This is a genomic window from Tsukamurella soli, assembly GCF_039541155.1.
Lineage (GTDB): Bacteria > Actinomycetota > Actinomycetes > Mycobacteriales > Mycobacteriaceae > Tsukamurella > Tsukamurella soli.
Genome location: NZ_BAABFR010000122.1, coordinates 1 through 13,669, shown reverse-complemented (window position 1 = coordinate 13,669; position 13,669 = coordinate 1). Strand labels below are relative to the sequence as shown.

Below are 13,669 nucleotides of genomic sequence, written 5' to 3'. Positions count from 1 at the left end.
GACCAGGCGGTACCCGAGCTCCTGTGCGGGTGCGACGATGGCGAGGCCGACCAGCGCGCCGACGCCGACGCCGCCCAGCGCGCCGACGGCGCAGGGACCGATGCCGGGGCCACCGAGACCTCCCCTGCCCGACCGGAGCCGGCTGCGCAGCCGGAGCCCGCTGCACAGCCGGAGCCCGCTGCACAGCCGGAGGTCGCCGGGCGGCAGGGGCCGGTGCAGACGTCGGTCGCCGGGGACGAGGGCGCGGGGAACACACCGCCGTCGGCACCCCGCCGGCGCAGGGTCACCCGCAAGGCACCGACCACCACGTCGGTGACGGCGCAGACGATCGTCGTGAGCGTGGACTCCACGCCCGCGCCGGCACCGTCGGCGCCGGTGGGTGAGACGGCCGCGGAACCCGCCCGCAAGCGAGCCCGCAGACGGGCTGCGGCGCGTCCGGCAGGGCCTGCGGCCCACCCGGGCGATGCCGCGGCGCAGGGGACCGGGGAGCCGGCGTCAGCGGGTGGTGTGCAGCCGGTTTGACCCTGGCGTCGCGCGTCCCGTAATCTGGGACGGTCGCTTTTTTCGGCGATGAGCTCGCGCGTGCCGCGCGTCGGTCCAGCCACGGAAGTGGGGGCCGGTAGGCAGCGGGGCGCGACCGCCGAAACCCCGCGTGAACAAAGGCCCGCGCCACCGGTGCGTGCCGAACTACGAGATGTGAAGAAGAAGAGGTAGACCCGCGATGGCAACGTACGCGATCGTCAAGACCGGCGGAAAGCAGTACAAGGTCGCCGTCGGCGACCTGGTCAAGGTCGAGAAGATCGAGAGCGATCCCGGCGCCGCGGTGTCGCTGCCTGTGGCTCTCGTGGTCGACGGTGCGGACCTGACCACGGACGCTGCAGCTCTGGAGAAGATCTCGGTGACCGCTGAGGTGGTCGAGCACGTCAAGGGCCCGAAGATCCGCATCCACAAGTTCAAGAACAAGACCGGCTACCACAAGCGTCAGGGCCACAGGCAGAAGCTGACGGTGGTCAAGGTCACCGGCATCGCCTGATCTCCGGACACTTTCACATTCAGACCTGCTAGGAGCTAAGTCATGGCACACAAGAAGGGCGCGTCCAGTTCGCGCAACGGTCGCGATTCCAACGCCCAGCGACTGGGCGTCAAGCGGTTCGGCGGACAGGTCGTCAGCGCCGGTGAGATCATCGTCCGCCAGCGCGGCACTCACTTCCACCCGGGCGTCGGCGTCGGCCGCGGTGGCGACGACACCCTGTTCGCGTTGGAGGCCGGCGCTGTTGCGTTCGGCAGCAAGCGCGGCCGCAAGACGGTGAACATCGTGGCTCCGGTCGCTGCGGAGGCCTGATCTCCACGGCGCGACGTTCGAGCTTTACCGAAGGCGGGCACGGTCTCCTGGTAGACCTTGCCCGCCTTCGTCTTTTCCCGCACTGAGAAAGAGGTACCAGCCATGTCCCGATTCGTCGACCGGGTGACGGTTCATGTCACCGCCGGAAACGGCGGGCACGGCTGCGCCTCGATCCACCGGGAGAAGTTCAAGCCCCTCGGTGGCCCCGACGGTGGCAACGGTGGCAACGGTGGCTCGGTGATCTTCGAGGTCGACCCGCAGGTGCATACGCTGCTCGACTTCCACTTCCGCCCGCACCTCAAGGCCACCAACGGAAAGCCGGGCGAGGGCGGCAACCGCAGCGGTAAGGCCGGCGACGACCTGGTGCTCAAGGTGCCCGACGGCACCGTCGTCCTGGACGCAGACGGCCGCATCGTCGCCGATCTGGTGGGCTACGGCGCCAGTCTCGTCGCCGCCCCCGGCGGGCGCGGTGGCCTCGGGAACGCCGCGCTGGTCTCGCGGGCGCGCAAGGCGCCCGGCTTCGCGCTGCTCGGCGAGGAGGGCTCGACGCGGGACCTCGTGCTGGAGCTGAAGTCCGTCGCCGACGTGGGCCTCGTGGGCTTCCCCTCGGCGGGCAAATCGTCGCTCGTGTCCGTGCTCTCGGCCGCCAAGCCGAAGATCGCCGACTACCCGTTCACGACCCTCGCCCCGAATCTCGGCGTGGTCTCCGCCGGCGACACGACGTTCACCATCGCCGACGTCCCCGGCCTGATCCCCGGCGCGTCCACCGGCCGCGGCCTGGGCCTGGACTTCCTGCGTCACCTCGAGCGGTGCGCCGTGCTGGCGCACGTGGTCGACTGCGCCACCCTCGAGCCTGGCCGCGACCCCGTGTCCGACGTCGACGCCCTCGAGGCCGAGCTGGCCGCGTACCAGCCCGCCCTGTCCGGCGACACGGGGCTGGGTGAGCTGTCCGAGCGACCGCGCGTGGTGGTGCTCAACAAGGTGGACGTCCCGGACGCCAAGGAGCTGGCGGACATGGTGCGCCCTGACTTCGAGGCGCGCGGCTGGCCCGTTTTCGAGGTGTCGGCGGTGGCGCACACCGGGCTGCGTGAGCTGACGTTCGCGCTCGCCGAGCTGGTCGAGCGCTACCGCGCGGAGCGCGCCGCACCGGTGGTGCGTCGGCCGGTGATCCGACCCATGCCGATCGACGAGTCGGGCTTCGAGGTGATCTCCGACCCCGATCAGCCGGGCGGGTTCATCGTGCGCGGGCCGCGACCGGAGCGCTGGGTGCGGCAGACCGCGTTCGACAACGACGAGGCCGTGGGCTACCTCGCCGACCGGCTGAACCGCCTCGGCGTCGAGGACGAGCTCAAGAAGCTCGGTGCCGTGCAGGGCTGCCCGGTGACCATCGGCGATGTGTGTTTCGAGTGGGAGCCCACGCTGGGCACCATCGAGGACGTGCCCGTCACGGGCCGCGGCACCGACATCCGGCTCGAGCGCAACGATCGCGTCGGGGCGACCGAGCGCCGTCGCCTGCACGACGTCCGACGTGGGCTGATCTCCGAAGACGATGAGGATGAGTGATCCCGGCGCCGGGAGCGGAGCGAGCGGGCCGCATGTCTCCGGCGCCGGGAGCGGAGCGAGCGGGCCGCATGTCTCCGGCGCCGGGAGCGGAGCGAGCGGGCCTGGTGCCACTGACTGGGACCTCGCGGAAGGTGATGTGCGACAGTCGATCGCGGGTGCGCGATCGATGGTCGTCAAGATCGGAAGCTCAGCGCTGACCGACCTCGAGCACGGCCTGGTCTCGTCGCGGCTCGACGCGCTGGCCGATGCGATCGTCGCACGCCTGGACCGCGGCACCGAGGTCATCGTGGTGTCGTCGGGCGCGATCGGCGCCGGGATGGCGCCGCTGGGGTTGCGTAAGCGCCCGTCCGACCTGGCGACCAAGCAGGCCGTCGCCTCCGTGGGGCAGCTGCAGCTCGCCAACGCGTGGGAGCGGTCGTTCGCACGCTACGGCCGGATCGTCTCGCTGGTCCTGCTGACCGCCCACGACGTGGGGCTGCGGGTGCACGCCGCGAACGCGCAACGCACCCTCGACCGGCTGCGCACCCTGGGTGCGGTGCCGATCATCAACGAGAACGACACGGTGGCCTCGAACGAGATCCGGTTCGGTGACAACGACCGGCTGGCCGCACTCGTCGCGCATCTCACCGGAGCCGACGCACTGGTGCTGCTGTCGGACGTGGACGGGTTGTACGACGGTGACCCGCGCAAGGGTGACGCGTCGCTGATCGCTGCGGTCGACGGGCCGGAGGACCTCGACGGTGTCGTGGCCGGGTCCGGCGGCGCGCTGGGGACCGGCGGTATGGCGTCCAAGCTGTCCGCGGCGCGGTTGGCGGCCGATGCCGGCGTGCCGGTGCTGCTGACTGCCGCCTCGCTGGCGGCCCGTGCGCTGGACGATGCGACGGTGGGCACGGTGTTCCGGCCGCGGGCGAGCAGGATGTCGGCACGCCGGTTCTGGGTGCGACACGCCGCCGACGTGCACGGCGACCTGACGCTGGACGACGGTGCCGTCGCCGCGGTCGTGGACCGGCGCGGTTCCCTGCTCGCGCCGGGGATCACCAAGGCGGAGGGTGGTTTCCACGGCGGCGACGTCGTGAACCTGCGGGATCTGCGCGGCACTGTCCGCGCCCGGGGGGTGGTGGCCTACGACGGCCTCGAGCTGGCCGGGATCGTGGGACAGGCCACCGCCGATCTGCCGCCGGACCTGCGCCGGCCCGTGGTGCACGCCGACGATCTGGTGCCAGTGCGCTGAGCGGGTGCAGGCTGTGTCGACAGCGTGACCGGGCGGTCAGCAGATGTACTGCCGCTCAGCCAGCACGAGCCTGCCCAGATCCACGACCCCGTGTGCCGGCGCGGTCCGCCAGCCCGATGTGCCGACCAGCTGCTCGCCCGGCACCATGGGCCTCCCCGGCGTGCCGGGGGTTCCCTGGGTCGCGGGGATTTCGGGTGTTCCGTCGGTGCCCAGGACTGCGGCCTTTCCCGGGGTGCTGGGGGTCGCGAGAACCGCCGGCGTGCACGTGCCGATCGTCTGGTCGACCGTCGCCTGGTACGAGGTACCCGGTCGCAGGTCGCCGAACGTCACGCATCCGTTGCCCCCGGTGTTCAGGGTGAACCTCGGGGCGAACAGGCCCTGGTTGGTCGTCAGTGTCACCGGTCCCAGGAACGGCTCCCCGTCCTGTTCGGAGACACATACCCGGGCCGACGGGGGAGGCGTGTGGGGACGCGGAGCGGCCTGGGCCTGTGCGAGGGGCGTTGCGCACCCTGCGATGCCGACGGCGATCCCGGTGATCAACACCCGGCTACTGAATGTGGCGATCATTCGTGGCCTCTGTCTCCGTGCTCGATTCACGATGCTGGTGTCCTGTCGGTTTGCGGCCCATACGAGCGTACCTGGCAGAGCGCGCAGCGTCGGGCGAATACACTTGTGGCAAAGAGCATCCGCGGTCAAGCCACCTGGATCGACGAACCGCCTCGTCGACTGCGGGCTCTTGCTCGGTGTGCTACGAGACAGCGGCCCCACTGCTGTGCGTGCCGAGGGCACGCGCCGGATCTACCTGACGCTGGACGACGCTGCCGTCGCCGCGGTCGTGGAGCGGCGCGGTTCACTGCTCGTGCCGGGGATCACCAAGGCGGAGGGTGGTTTCCACGGCGGCGACGTCGTGAACCTGCAGGATCTGCGCGACACCGTCCGCGTCTGGGGGACATGCGCTGGCCAGTGGTGCACGCCGACCGCCTGGTGCCCGTTCGCTGAGCCGCACGCGCGCCCGAGTGCCGGAGTGCGCTCAGATCGCCCGAATGGACGCGAAATCCATCGGTGCGGCCGGCACGTAGCGACCCCGTGGGACATCCGAGACGAGCTCGCCGTCGGCGATGACGAGCTCGCCGCGGAGGAACACCTGCTCGGGCCTTCCCCGCAGGCGCATGCCCTCGTACGGGGTGTAGTCGGTGGCCATGTGCAGACCGGCGCGCGTGACCACCCATTCTCGATCGGCGTCCCAGATCGCGATGTCCGCGTCCGAGCCCGGCAGAAGGGAACCCTTGCGCGGATACAGCCCGTTGGTGATAGCCGGGTTGGTCGCGGTCACCTCCACGAACCGGCTAGGGCTCATTCCGAGATCGTTGACGAAGCGAGAGAAGATCACCGGCAGCCTGGTCTCGACGCCGGGTAGCCCGTTGGGCATCGCGCGCACGTCGTGCTGGTGCTTCTGCTTCTGCCGGGTGTCGTAGCAGCAGTGGTCCGAGCCGACGGTGGTGACGCTTCCGAGCAACAGTCTGCTACCGAGCTCGTCGACGACGTCTCGACGGCGCAGCGGGGGACAACAGACGAAGCGCTCTGGGTCGTCTTGTGCGTAGCGGCTGTCGTCGAGCGTCAGGTGGTGCGCGACGGTCTCGGTGAAGGCGACCACGCCGCGTTTGCGGGCGTCGACGACCAGATCGACTGCGTCGGGGGTCGACTGGTGGACGAAGTACACCGGCGCCTGCTGCGATTCGGCGATCGCGAGGATCGCCGCCACCGACGACGTCTCCGCGAGCTCCGGCCGGGTGTCTGCCATATGTCCGGCATCGACGGTTCCGATGGCGGCACAGCGGTTTTGGGCGTCGACCACTATCGCGTCGGACTCACAGTGGATCAGCACCATCCCGCCGAGGTCCCGTGTGGCGCGCATGGTGTTCAGGATCGTATGCTCGTCGGCCATCGACTCACCGGCGTACGTGGTGAACATCTTGATCGTCCGGATGCCCGCGTCCGCCATGTGCCGCAGCTGCATCGGCACCGACTCGTCCCAATCGACGACGCAGCCGTGCAGTGCGGCGTCGCAGAGCCCGGCCGGTATCTTCGCGAGCTGCTCTCGGGCAGCGTCGAGCGGGCGAGCGCCGGGACGCGGGATGGCGAAGTCGACGATGGTGGTGGTGGCACCGAACAACGCGGCGGCGGTGCACTCGGGATAGCGGTCCAGTGAGGTGAATTCACCCGAGGTGAAGCCGACGTGGCAGTGCGGATCGACGCCGCCGGGCAGCACGAGCTTGCCCGTCGCGTCGATCTCCTCGGTGACCCCGTGCGTTGGGGCGCCTGGTGCGGTGACAGCCACGATCGTCTCGCCGTCGATCACGACATCGGCAGGTCCCGACCACGTCGATTCGACAACTGTTCCTCCGCGGATCGCTTTCATGTCGGACTCCCTGTGTAGACACGCCAATCGCCGATCCTGCTGATGTCGGTGACGCCACGGGCGCTTACGTACCGGTCTCGCAGCTGCATCGACAGGCACCCCGATCCGTCGTCCAGCTCGATCACGGACAGCTCGAGTTCCTCGGGTTCGCGAGGGAGGAGTCGGTCTCGGAGGACACGGTAGGAGACGCGGTACAGCTCGCCGCGCACGGTGTGACCGTCCGATTCCACGGGATACAGCCCGGGGAACTCGTCCCGGACGGAGTAGAAGCGATACCGGGCGGCGGTCGCGGCCGGCCCGACGAGTTCTGCCTCGCTCAACGCATCGTTGAGACTGCCACCCGACATGGCTTGGCCGTTGACGAACATCAATACGGTGGACATGGCGTCACTCCTCTGCAGAGATCGAGGTCAGTCGGTCGGGACCGAATGCTGAGACGTCCACCGGCGGAGGGGAACCCGCGATCAGAGCAGTGAGGGTGCGGGCCCACAGCGGGGCGAACGTGAAGGAGTAGGTCCCGCCGGCGACGAACAGTCGCGGCGCCGCGGGTAGTGCGCCGATGACGGGCATCTCGTCCGGCGTCGTGACGACCGGACCGGTCCAGACGTCCGTCAGCGGGGCCGATCCGAGCTGTGGAATCAATCGCGTCATCTGCGCGTGGTTGCCAGCGGTGCTTGATGCGAGGACCGGGGCGCGGCCGTCCGCGGCTCGATACGGGCCCGCGGGCCAACCGCCACCCAGTATCAGGCGATCCGCCTGCTGTTTGAGGGACATTCCCTCCGCCACGTGCTGCACGAGGCAGGTGAGCGTACCGGGCGCGGCCTCGAAACTGTGCATCTGCAGCGAACGCGGAACCAGATCCAGGTTCACGCCCGCGAGTGCGGCGACGTCGGCGAGCCATGGGCCGCACGCGAGGACGACCGACTCGGCGCGGGTCGCACCGGTCTCGGTCTCCACGAGCCACCGGGAGCCGTCGTGCTCCAATCCCGTCACCGGGCGGTGCGCGCGGAGCTCGACACCTTCTCGCGTGGCCTGGTCGAGGAGCGCGGTTCCCGCCGCCACCGGGTCGGCGAACCCGTCCCACTCGCACCAGGTCGCCGCTTCGACGGTGGGACCGAGGAGCGGCATGCGTGCGCGAGCAGCCTTGCCGGACAATACCGTCGTGGGGATTCCGGCGTCGGCCTCCCGGATGGACTTGTCCGTGAGCAGCTGGGCCTGTTCCTGCGTCTCGGCGACCGAATAGCCACCGCAGCGGACCAGCCCCAGGCCGGGCACCGTCGCGTCCCACGCGTTCCAGAGGTCACTGGCCACGCGCTGCATCGGCAGGAGGCGCGCGGTATCCACCGGCGTGTCCTGTCCCGGCCGTCTAGCGTGCAGGCCCTGGATGTGCAGGTTGCCCGCAGTCGCCCGTGAGCCCGCACCGATCGGCTCGAACCTCTCCAGGACGACGACGCTGCGGCCGCTGCGGGCCAGCTCCAGCGCCGCGGCCGCGCCGACGATCCCGGCACCCACGATCACCACATCGACGTCAGCCCGCATGCGCCACCGCCAACCGCTCGTCGGTGGCCCGCCGGATCCCCGATTCCTCGACGATCCGCTGCAGGGACCGGATGCGTTGATCGTCGACGAGGTCGAGTAGTGGCGGGCGAACAGTTCCGCCGGGCTGGCCGAGGATGTTCATCACCGCCTTGAGCTGGGCGATCGGCGATCCGTGGATCCCGCTGTAGTCGGGTCGGATCAGGCGGCCGGACAGTCCCTGGTACCGGTCGGCCCACTCGCGCGCCGCGGCGACGTCGCGGTCGCGCACCGCCTGATAGAAGGACACACCGAAGGGGGCGCCGACGCCGCCGCCGTCGATGTTGCCGTCTCCGCCCAATTCCAGCAGCGTGGCGAGTCCCCGGCGGTGCAGGAAGCTGCCGAACACGCGCACGCGGTCGCTGACGGCCTCGACGGTGGACAGCATCGACAGCCAGTCGCCTGTGCTGTCCTTGATCGCCACGACACGGTCGAGATCGGCGAGGCGTTGGTAGAGCCCGTCGATCTCGCTCATGTCGACGGCCACGCCGCGCGGCCAGTTGTACACCATGAACGGCAGATCGGTGGCCGCGGTGAGCGTCCGGTAGAAGGCCACGATCTCGTCGCCGGACGGATGGACGTACGGAGGCGGCGTGGCGAGCACGCCGTCGGCGCCGGCGTCCTTCGCGTGGCGCGCCAGATCGCCGGCCTCGTCGGCGGTATAGGCCGTGACGCCGACGATGACCGGAACGCGGCCGTCCACCGCATCGATCGCCACCTCGGCGACGCGTCGCCGCTCGGCGGGGCTCTGGCTGAACCACTCACCGGTGCTGCCGTTGACGAGGACCCCACCGACCCGCAGTGCCACGTAGAGCTCCATCAGGGCAGTGAGACCGTCGACGTCGACAGCGCGGTCGGAGTCGAACGGGGTGGGGGCGGCGGGCCAGTATCCGGCCCACGCGACGTCATCACGATTCATCGGGGAAAATCCTTCGGAAGTCGGGGCGAGTAGAGTCGATATCGATGGGATCGATTGCATTACAGCGTGCACCGCAAGCGGAAGAGCAGTCAAGCGGGTAACAATTCTTTAACCCGACAGCGGATGCGTCGGAGGCGACTGACGCAGACGGATGAAGACGGACGAAGGGGTCGACTGGAGATGGCGACTGTGACGCTGGCCGACGTGGCGCGAGCCGCGGGTGTGTCCCGCAGCACCGCGTCGCGTGCGCTGAGCGGTTCCTCGCTGATCTCGCTGGAGACCCGCGCGGCGGTGCAGGACGCGGCGCGGGCGCTCGGCTACCGGGTCAATCGTGCGGCGAGCGCCCTACGTTCCAACCGGTCGCATCTGATCGGCCTGGTGATGAACAATCTGATCAACCAGACCTTCCACACGATCGCCGAGGTCGTGCAACGCCGCGCTGCGGAGGCCGGCTTCCAGGTGATCCTGTGTATCACCGACGCCGACCCGCATCGCGAACGGGAGGTACTGGGGATGCTGGCGGATCACGGTGTCGATGGCGCGATCGTCATGGGTACCGGACGAAACCGGAGTGAGATCGGGGTGCTGCGCGAGCACGGCTGTGCCGTGGTGCACCTCATCCGCTCGGTCGCCGGCAGTGATGCCATGACCGTGCTCGCCGACGATGTGGCGGGTGCCAGGGCTGCAACCGAACACCTTCTGGGACTGGGGCATCGACGAATCGGCTTCATCGGCGGTCCGCTGGAGGCGGACTCCGGACGGGAGCGGTTCAAGGGTTACGCCGACACGCTGGCGGACGCCGGCGTCGGGGGGCTCGACGAGTTGGTCAGACGGGGGCCGCTGACCGCCGAGTTCGGGTCGGAGGCGGCGGCGTCGCTGCTGGCGGTCGATCCGCCGATGACGGCACTGTATGCCGCGAACCACGAGGCGACCTTCGGGATCCTCCCCACGCTCGCAGAGCTCGGTGTGGCCATACCGGACGCGCTGTCGCTCATCTGTCACGAGGACATGCGCTGGCTCGCCCTGTGGCGTCCGGGATTGACGGTGGTCGACAACGGTGCCGGAGAACTCGGCGCCATCGCGGTCGACCTGTTGCTCAACCAGATCAGGAACCCGTCGGCAGATGGGGGGCGCACGTACCGGGTGGGGCCGCGGCTGATCGAGCGGGACTCGTGCCGGCGAATCGACCGGATCGACGGCGGCCCAGGTTAAAGCTGGATTGCCGCGGTCACGGTGGTGTTAACGGCCATTGACGCGCGTCGGGGGCTCTGCAATAGTCGGTGCAATCGATCCCATGAGTGCCACTGAAAAGCCTACGGTGGACTTCTGGGTCGAGCTCCCTTTCAATCGATCAGAGGTGCCTGACATGCATAAACTCATCGGCGTGGCCGCCGTCGCCGTCGTGGCGTCGGCGACGATCACCGCCTGCGGATCGGGCGGCGCTGCCAGCCCGCAGGGTTGCAGCCCTGCGGTCGGCGCCTCGGACCTGGTCCACGCCGGGACGTTGACCATCTCGACGAACGCGACATTGCCGCCGATGCAATACGTGGACGCCAACGGCAACGTCACGGGTATGCGTATCGACATCGGCGACGAGATAGCCAAAAGGCTCTGTCTGAAACCCGATTTCGTCAACGTCGACTTCGACGCTCAGATCCCCGGTGTCCAGGGCAAGCGGTGGGACATGATCGACACCGGCCTGTTCTATACGCCGGAACGCGCGCAGACCTTGGATCTCGTGCCCTATGAGCGACAGGCCGTGGCGGTCGCGGTGCCGAAGGGCGACCCGAGGCACATCGCCGCCGTCGACGACCTCGCCGGGAAGACCATCGGCGTGGAGGCCCCGGGCTACGAGTTCGACACCCTCAACTCCCTGGCCGCGAAGTTCGCGACGGAGGGCAAGCCGAAGCTGACGGTCCGCGGCTTCCAGACCAATGCCGATGCCTTCCAGGCTCTTGCGGCCGGACAGGTCGACGGCGCGGCCATCGTGGACTCGGTGACTACCTACTACGAGAAGGACGGTCGCTTCACCACGGCGGTCGGCGGGATCAATCCGGCGCCGCTGGCCATGGGATTCGCCAAGCACAGCCCGATCAGTGCCGTGGTCGCCAAGACACTGTCCCAGATGCGTGCGGACGGTTGGCTCACAGCAGTTTTCAAGAAATACGGCGTACAGGGTTATCAGGGGAACATCGCCGTCAGCACGGGGTCGCTGGGAAGCTGATCCGGAGCCCGTGATCGGGCTACCGGACCGATCGGATAGGAAGGCGAAGCGACATGTGGTCGTGGGAGGCATTCTTCTCGTTCCTCACCAGCAAGCAGTTACTCGAAGGTGCGTGGACCACCGTATGGCTCACGACGGTGAGCATGGCGCTGGGCCTGGCGCTCGCGGTGGTCGTGGTGGCCCTGCGCGCGTCGTCGTTCTTCCCGGCGCGGGCCGTCGCCGGGTTCTACGTGTGGCTGATGCGGGGCACCCCGCTGCTGGTGCAACTCGTCATCATCTATACGGGCCTGCCGCAGGTGGGCATCCGGCTCGGGGTGGTGGCGGCGGCGCTGACCGGCTTGGTGCTGAACGAGGCCGCGTACCTCTCCGAAATCGTGCGCGCGGGCCTGATGTCGGTGCCGAGAGGGCAGAAGGAGGCTGCCCGCGCGCTGGGCATGTCACCGGCCAAGGTGTTCCGGATCGTCGTGATCCCGCAGGCCCTCCGAGTGATGATCCCGCCGCTGGGCAACAGCTTCAACGGCCTCCTCAAGACCTCGACGCTGGTGTCGGTGATCTCGATGGAGGAGTTGTTGCGTAGGACGCAGTTCTTGGTACAGACGAACTTCCGGGTGCTGGAGGGACTCTGTGCGGCTGCCGTGTACTTCCTGATGCTCACCACCATCTGGGGATTCGTCCAGCGGGGCCTGGAGAGTCGGTTCGGGCGCGGCTACGAGCAGGTGGGCCCGGCGCGCAGGGGAGCAGCGCACGGTGGCATCGGAGTGGATCCCGTGATGGTCGATGAGGCGGAGATGAAGGCGGCGAACCGATGACATCAGCAGAACACGACCGATCCGCGCCCCGGCCCGTGGACGTCGTGGAGTTGGCCGGTGTGCACAAGTCCTTCGGCGACGTGCTCGTGCTCGACGATATCGATTTTCGCGTCGCCCAAGGTGAGGTGGTACTCCTGCTCGGTCCGTCGGGCAGCGGCAAGAGCACTCTACTGCGGACGATCAACTGCCTGGAGAGGGTAGATCGCGGCACCGTGCGCGTAGCCGGCGAGCTCATAGGTTTCAGCGAGGGTGCACGCCGGAAGCACCTGAAGGAAGCTGCCGTCGCGCGTCAGCGGCGACGGACGGGCATGGTCTTCCAGAGCTTCAACCTCTTTCCGACCATGACCGCCCTGGAGAACGTCGCGTCCGGACCGCGCCACGTCCTCGGCGCGGCGAAGGAGACGGCGCACAGCGAGGCGCGCCGGCTACTGGAGCTCGTCGGGCTCGGCGACAAGTGCCACAACTACCCGACGCAGCTGTCCGGAGGACAGCAGCAGCGCGTCGCGATTGCGCGTGCGTTGGCGATGAAGCCGTCGGTCATGCTGTTCGACGAGCCGACGTCGGCGTTGGATCCAGAGATGGTCCGCGAGGTGCTCGACGTCATGGTCGCGCTCCGCGCGGAGGGCATCACCATGATCGTGGTCAGTCACGAGATGGGGTTCGCGCGCGCCGCGGCTGACCGCGTCGTGTTCATGTCCGACGGCAAGATCATCGCCGATCAGTCGCCCGAGGCGTTCTTCGACGACCCCGACAACCCGCGAATCCGCCAATTCCTCAGCAAGATCCTGTGATTCGGGGAGTTCGGTCGGCTGATCGAGAAACGCCGGCAGTGGGCAGACCTAGCCTGCGCTTTCGAGCTGCCGGCGCAGCGCGGCGTCGGTGGCCTTCACAGCCTGGACGGCGAAGGGCTCCACGATCTTCCCCAGTGCCTTGCCTGCGAGTCCGCCCGGGAGGTCGTAGCTGAACTCGACGGACAGCACCGTGCTCCCGTCCTCCGCCGTACCGAACTCCCAGCGCGAGGACGTCCGGAACCCGGCGATCGACCTGAGCGTGATCAGGCGATCGGCCTCGAACTCGGTGATCTGCACGACCGACGTGAGGGCTTTGGGGCCGATCTTCAGCTCAGCGTCGAAGACGGCGTCGAGGCCGTAGTCCTTGTCGCCCTTCGGGATGAACCGGGTGATCCCGAAGAACCACTGGGGGACCGTGCGGTAGTCGGCGACATGCGCGAAGGCGGCGGCGATCGGCACGTCGGCCTTCGCGCTGTGGGAGATCGTGGTCACGCGGGGGAACCTCCGGTGCATGCATATGTGGTCGGCCATAGGCCGTGGACTGCGACGTTCGGTCGATGCGGACGCATCGATGTCTCCCCTTCGCCACGATGGACTGAGGCCGAACTAACCGAGACATGGTGTCTATGCAACATATCGGTCGCGCCGGGGCGGGTCAAGAATCGACGCGCCCCGGCGGCCGTGGAGTTGTCAGCGCCAGATGTCGGTGATGGGTGTGGGTGTGGGGTCGGGTGGGGTGGGTGTGGCGGCGGGGGTGCGGGAGAAGCGGGGTGCGGGCATGGGGGTGGTGACGCCG

General features: G+C 68.8%; 14 protein-coding genes and 2 pseudogenes. 10 read left to right on the top strand and 6 right to left on the bottom strand.

Annotated features, from left to right (window positions below):
- From ABD908_RS23930 to proB, 5 genes and pseudogenes are all read left to right on the top strand, one after another.
- Positions 1-522, top strand: a pseudogene (locus ABD908_RS23930) (hypothetical protein); the annotation flags it as partial.
- Positions 523-721: 199 nt separating this feature from the next.
- Positions 722-1,033, top strand: coding sequence for a 50S ribosomal protein L21 (rplU, locus tag ABD908_RS23925; RefSeq protein WP_345000763.1), 312 nt, complete (start codon positions 722-724; stop codon positions 1,031-1,033).
- Positions 1,034-1,075: 42 nt separating this feature from the next.
- Positions 1,076-1,342, top strand: a complete 267-nt coding sequence (gene rpmA / locus ABD908_RS23920; RefSeq protein WP_345000761.1) for a 50S ribosomal protein L27 — start codon at positions 1,076-1,078, stop codon at positions 1,340-1,342.
- Between the two features lie 102 nt (positions 1,343-1,444).
- Positions 1,445-2,905: a GTPase ObgE gene (gene obgE, locus ABD908_RS23915; protein WP_345000759.1), complete on the top strand. Its 1,461-nt coding sequence runs from the start codon at positions 1,445-1,447 to the stop codon at positions 2,903-2,905.
- Between the two features lie 166 nt (positions 2,906-3,071).
- Positions 3,072-4,136, top strand: coding sequence for a glutamate 5-kinase (gene proB, locus ABD908_RS23910; RefSeq protein WP_345000765.1), 1,065 nt, complete (start codon positions 3,072-3,074; stop codon positions 4,134-4,136).
- A 36-nt stretch (positions 4,137-4,172) separates the two neighbouring features.
- Here the strand turns inward: proB and ABD908_RS23905 are convergent, their stop codons facing one another.
- Positions 4,173-4,703, bottom strand: coding sequence for a hypothetical protein (locus ABD908_RS23905; RefSeq protein WP_345000757.1), 531 nt, complete (start codon positions 4,701-4,703; stop codon positions 4,173-4,175).
- A 235-nt stretch (positions 4,704-4,938) separates the two neighbouring features.
- Between ABD908_RS23905 and ABD908_RS27735 the strand changes: the two are divergent.
- Positions 4,939-5,061, top strand: a pseudogene (locus ABD908_RS27735) (PUA domain-containing protein); the annotation flags it as partial.
- Between the two features lie 105 nt (positions 5,062-5,166).
- Here ABD908_RS27735 and hydA read toward each other — a convergent pair.
- From hydA to ABD908_RS23880, 4 genes are read right to left on the bottom strand one after another with little or no spacing between them, the layout of a single operon-like run.
- On the bottom strand, positions 5,167-6,555 hold the full coding sequence (gene hydA, locus ABD908_RS23895) for a dihydropyrimidinase (RefSeq protein ID WP_345000755.1): 1,389 nt from the start codon (positions 6,553-6,555) through the stop codon (positions 5,167-5,169).
- Positions 6,552-6,938 carry an allophanate hydrolase-related protein gene (locus ABD908_RS23890; protein WP_345000753.1) on the bottom strand — a complete coding sequence of 129 codons (387 nt, stop codon included), beginning with the start codon at positions 6,936-6,938 and terminating at the stop codon, positions 6,552-6,554. The genes hydA and ABD908_RS23890 overlap by 4 nt, the downstream gene beginning before the upstream one ends.
- Positions 6,939-6,942: 4 nt before the next feature.
- Positions 6,943-8,094 carry an NAD(P)/FAD-dependent oxidoreductase gene (locus ABD908_RS23885; RefSeq protein WP_345000751.1) on the bottom strand — a complete coding sequence of 384 codons (1,152 nt, stop codon included), beginning with the start codon at positions 8,092-8,094 and terminating at the stop codon, positions 6,943-6,945.
- Positions 8,084-9,049 (bottom strand): dihydrodipicolinate synthase family protein, encoded by a 966-nt coding sequence (locus ABD908_RS23880; RefSeq protein WP_345000749.1) that lies wholly within the window; start codon positions 9,047-9,049, stop codon positions 8,084-8,086. Before ABD908_RS23880 ends, ABD908_RS23885 begins: the two co-directional genes overlap by 11 nt.
- 180 nt (positions 9,050-9,229) lie before the next feature.
- Between ABD908_RS23880 and ABD908_RS23875 the strand changes: the two genes are divergently transcribed.
- The 4 genes from ABD908_RS23875 (at position 9,230) to ABD908_RS23860 (ending at position 12,873) form a co-directional block, all read left to right on the top strand.
- The gene (locus ABD908_RS23875) at positions 9,230-10,261 is read left to right on the top strand and encodes a LacI family DNA-binding transcriptional regulator (RefSeq protein ID WP_345000748.1); all 1,032 of its coding nucleotides are present in this window, start codon (positions 9,230-9,232) and stop codon (positions 10,259-10,261) included.
- Between the two features lie 154 nt (positions 10,262-10,415).
- Positions 10,416-11,273 (top strand): ABC transporter substrate-binding protein, encoded by an 858-nt coding sequence (locus ABD908_RS23870; RefSeq protein WP_345000746.1) that lies wholly within the window; start codon positions 10,416-10,418, stop codon positions 11,271-11,273.
- A 53-nt stretch (positions 11,274-11,326) separates the two neighbouring features.
- Positions 11,327-12,082: an amino acid ABC transporter permease gene (locus tag ABD908_RS23865; RefSeq protein WP_345000744.1), complete on the top strand. Its 756-nt coding sequence runs from the start codon at positions 11,327-11,329 to the stop codon at positions 12,080-12,082.
- Positions 12,079-12,873 (top strand): amino acid ABC transporter ATP-binding protein, encoded by a 795-nt coding sequence (locus tag ABD908_RS23860; RefSeq protein WP_345000742.1) that lies wholly within the window; start codon positions 12,079-12,081, stop codon positions 12,871-12,873. The genes ABD908_RS23865 and ABD908_RS23860 overlap by 4 nt, the downstream gene beginning before the upstream one ends.
- Before the next feature lie 48 nt (positions 12,874-12,921).
- Here ABD908_RS23860 and ABD908_RS23855 read toward each other — a convergent pair whose 3' ends face one another.
- The gene (locus tag ABD908_RS23855; RefSeq protein ID WP_345000740.1) at positions 12,922-13,365 is read right to left on the bottom strand and encodes an SRPBCC family protein; all 444 of its coding nucleotides are present in this window, start codon (positions 13,363-13,365) and stop codon (positions 12,922-12,924) included.
- Positions 13,366-13,669: the final 304 nt, after the last annotated feature.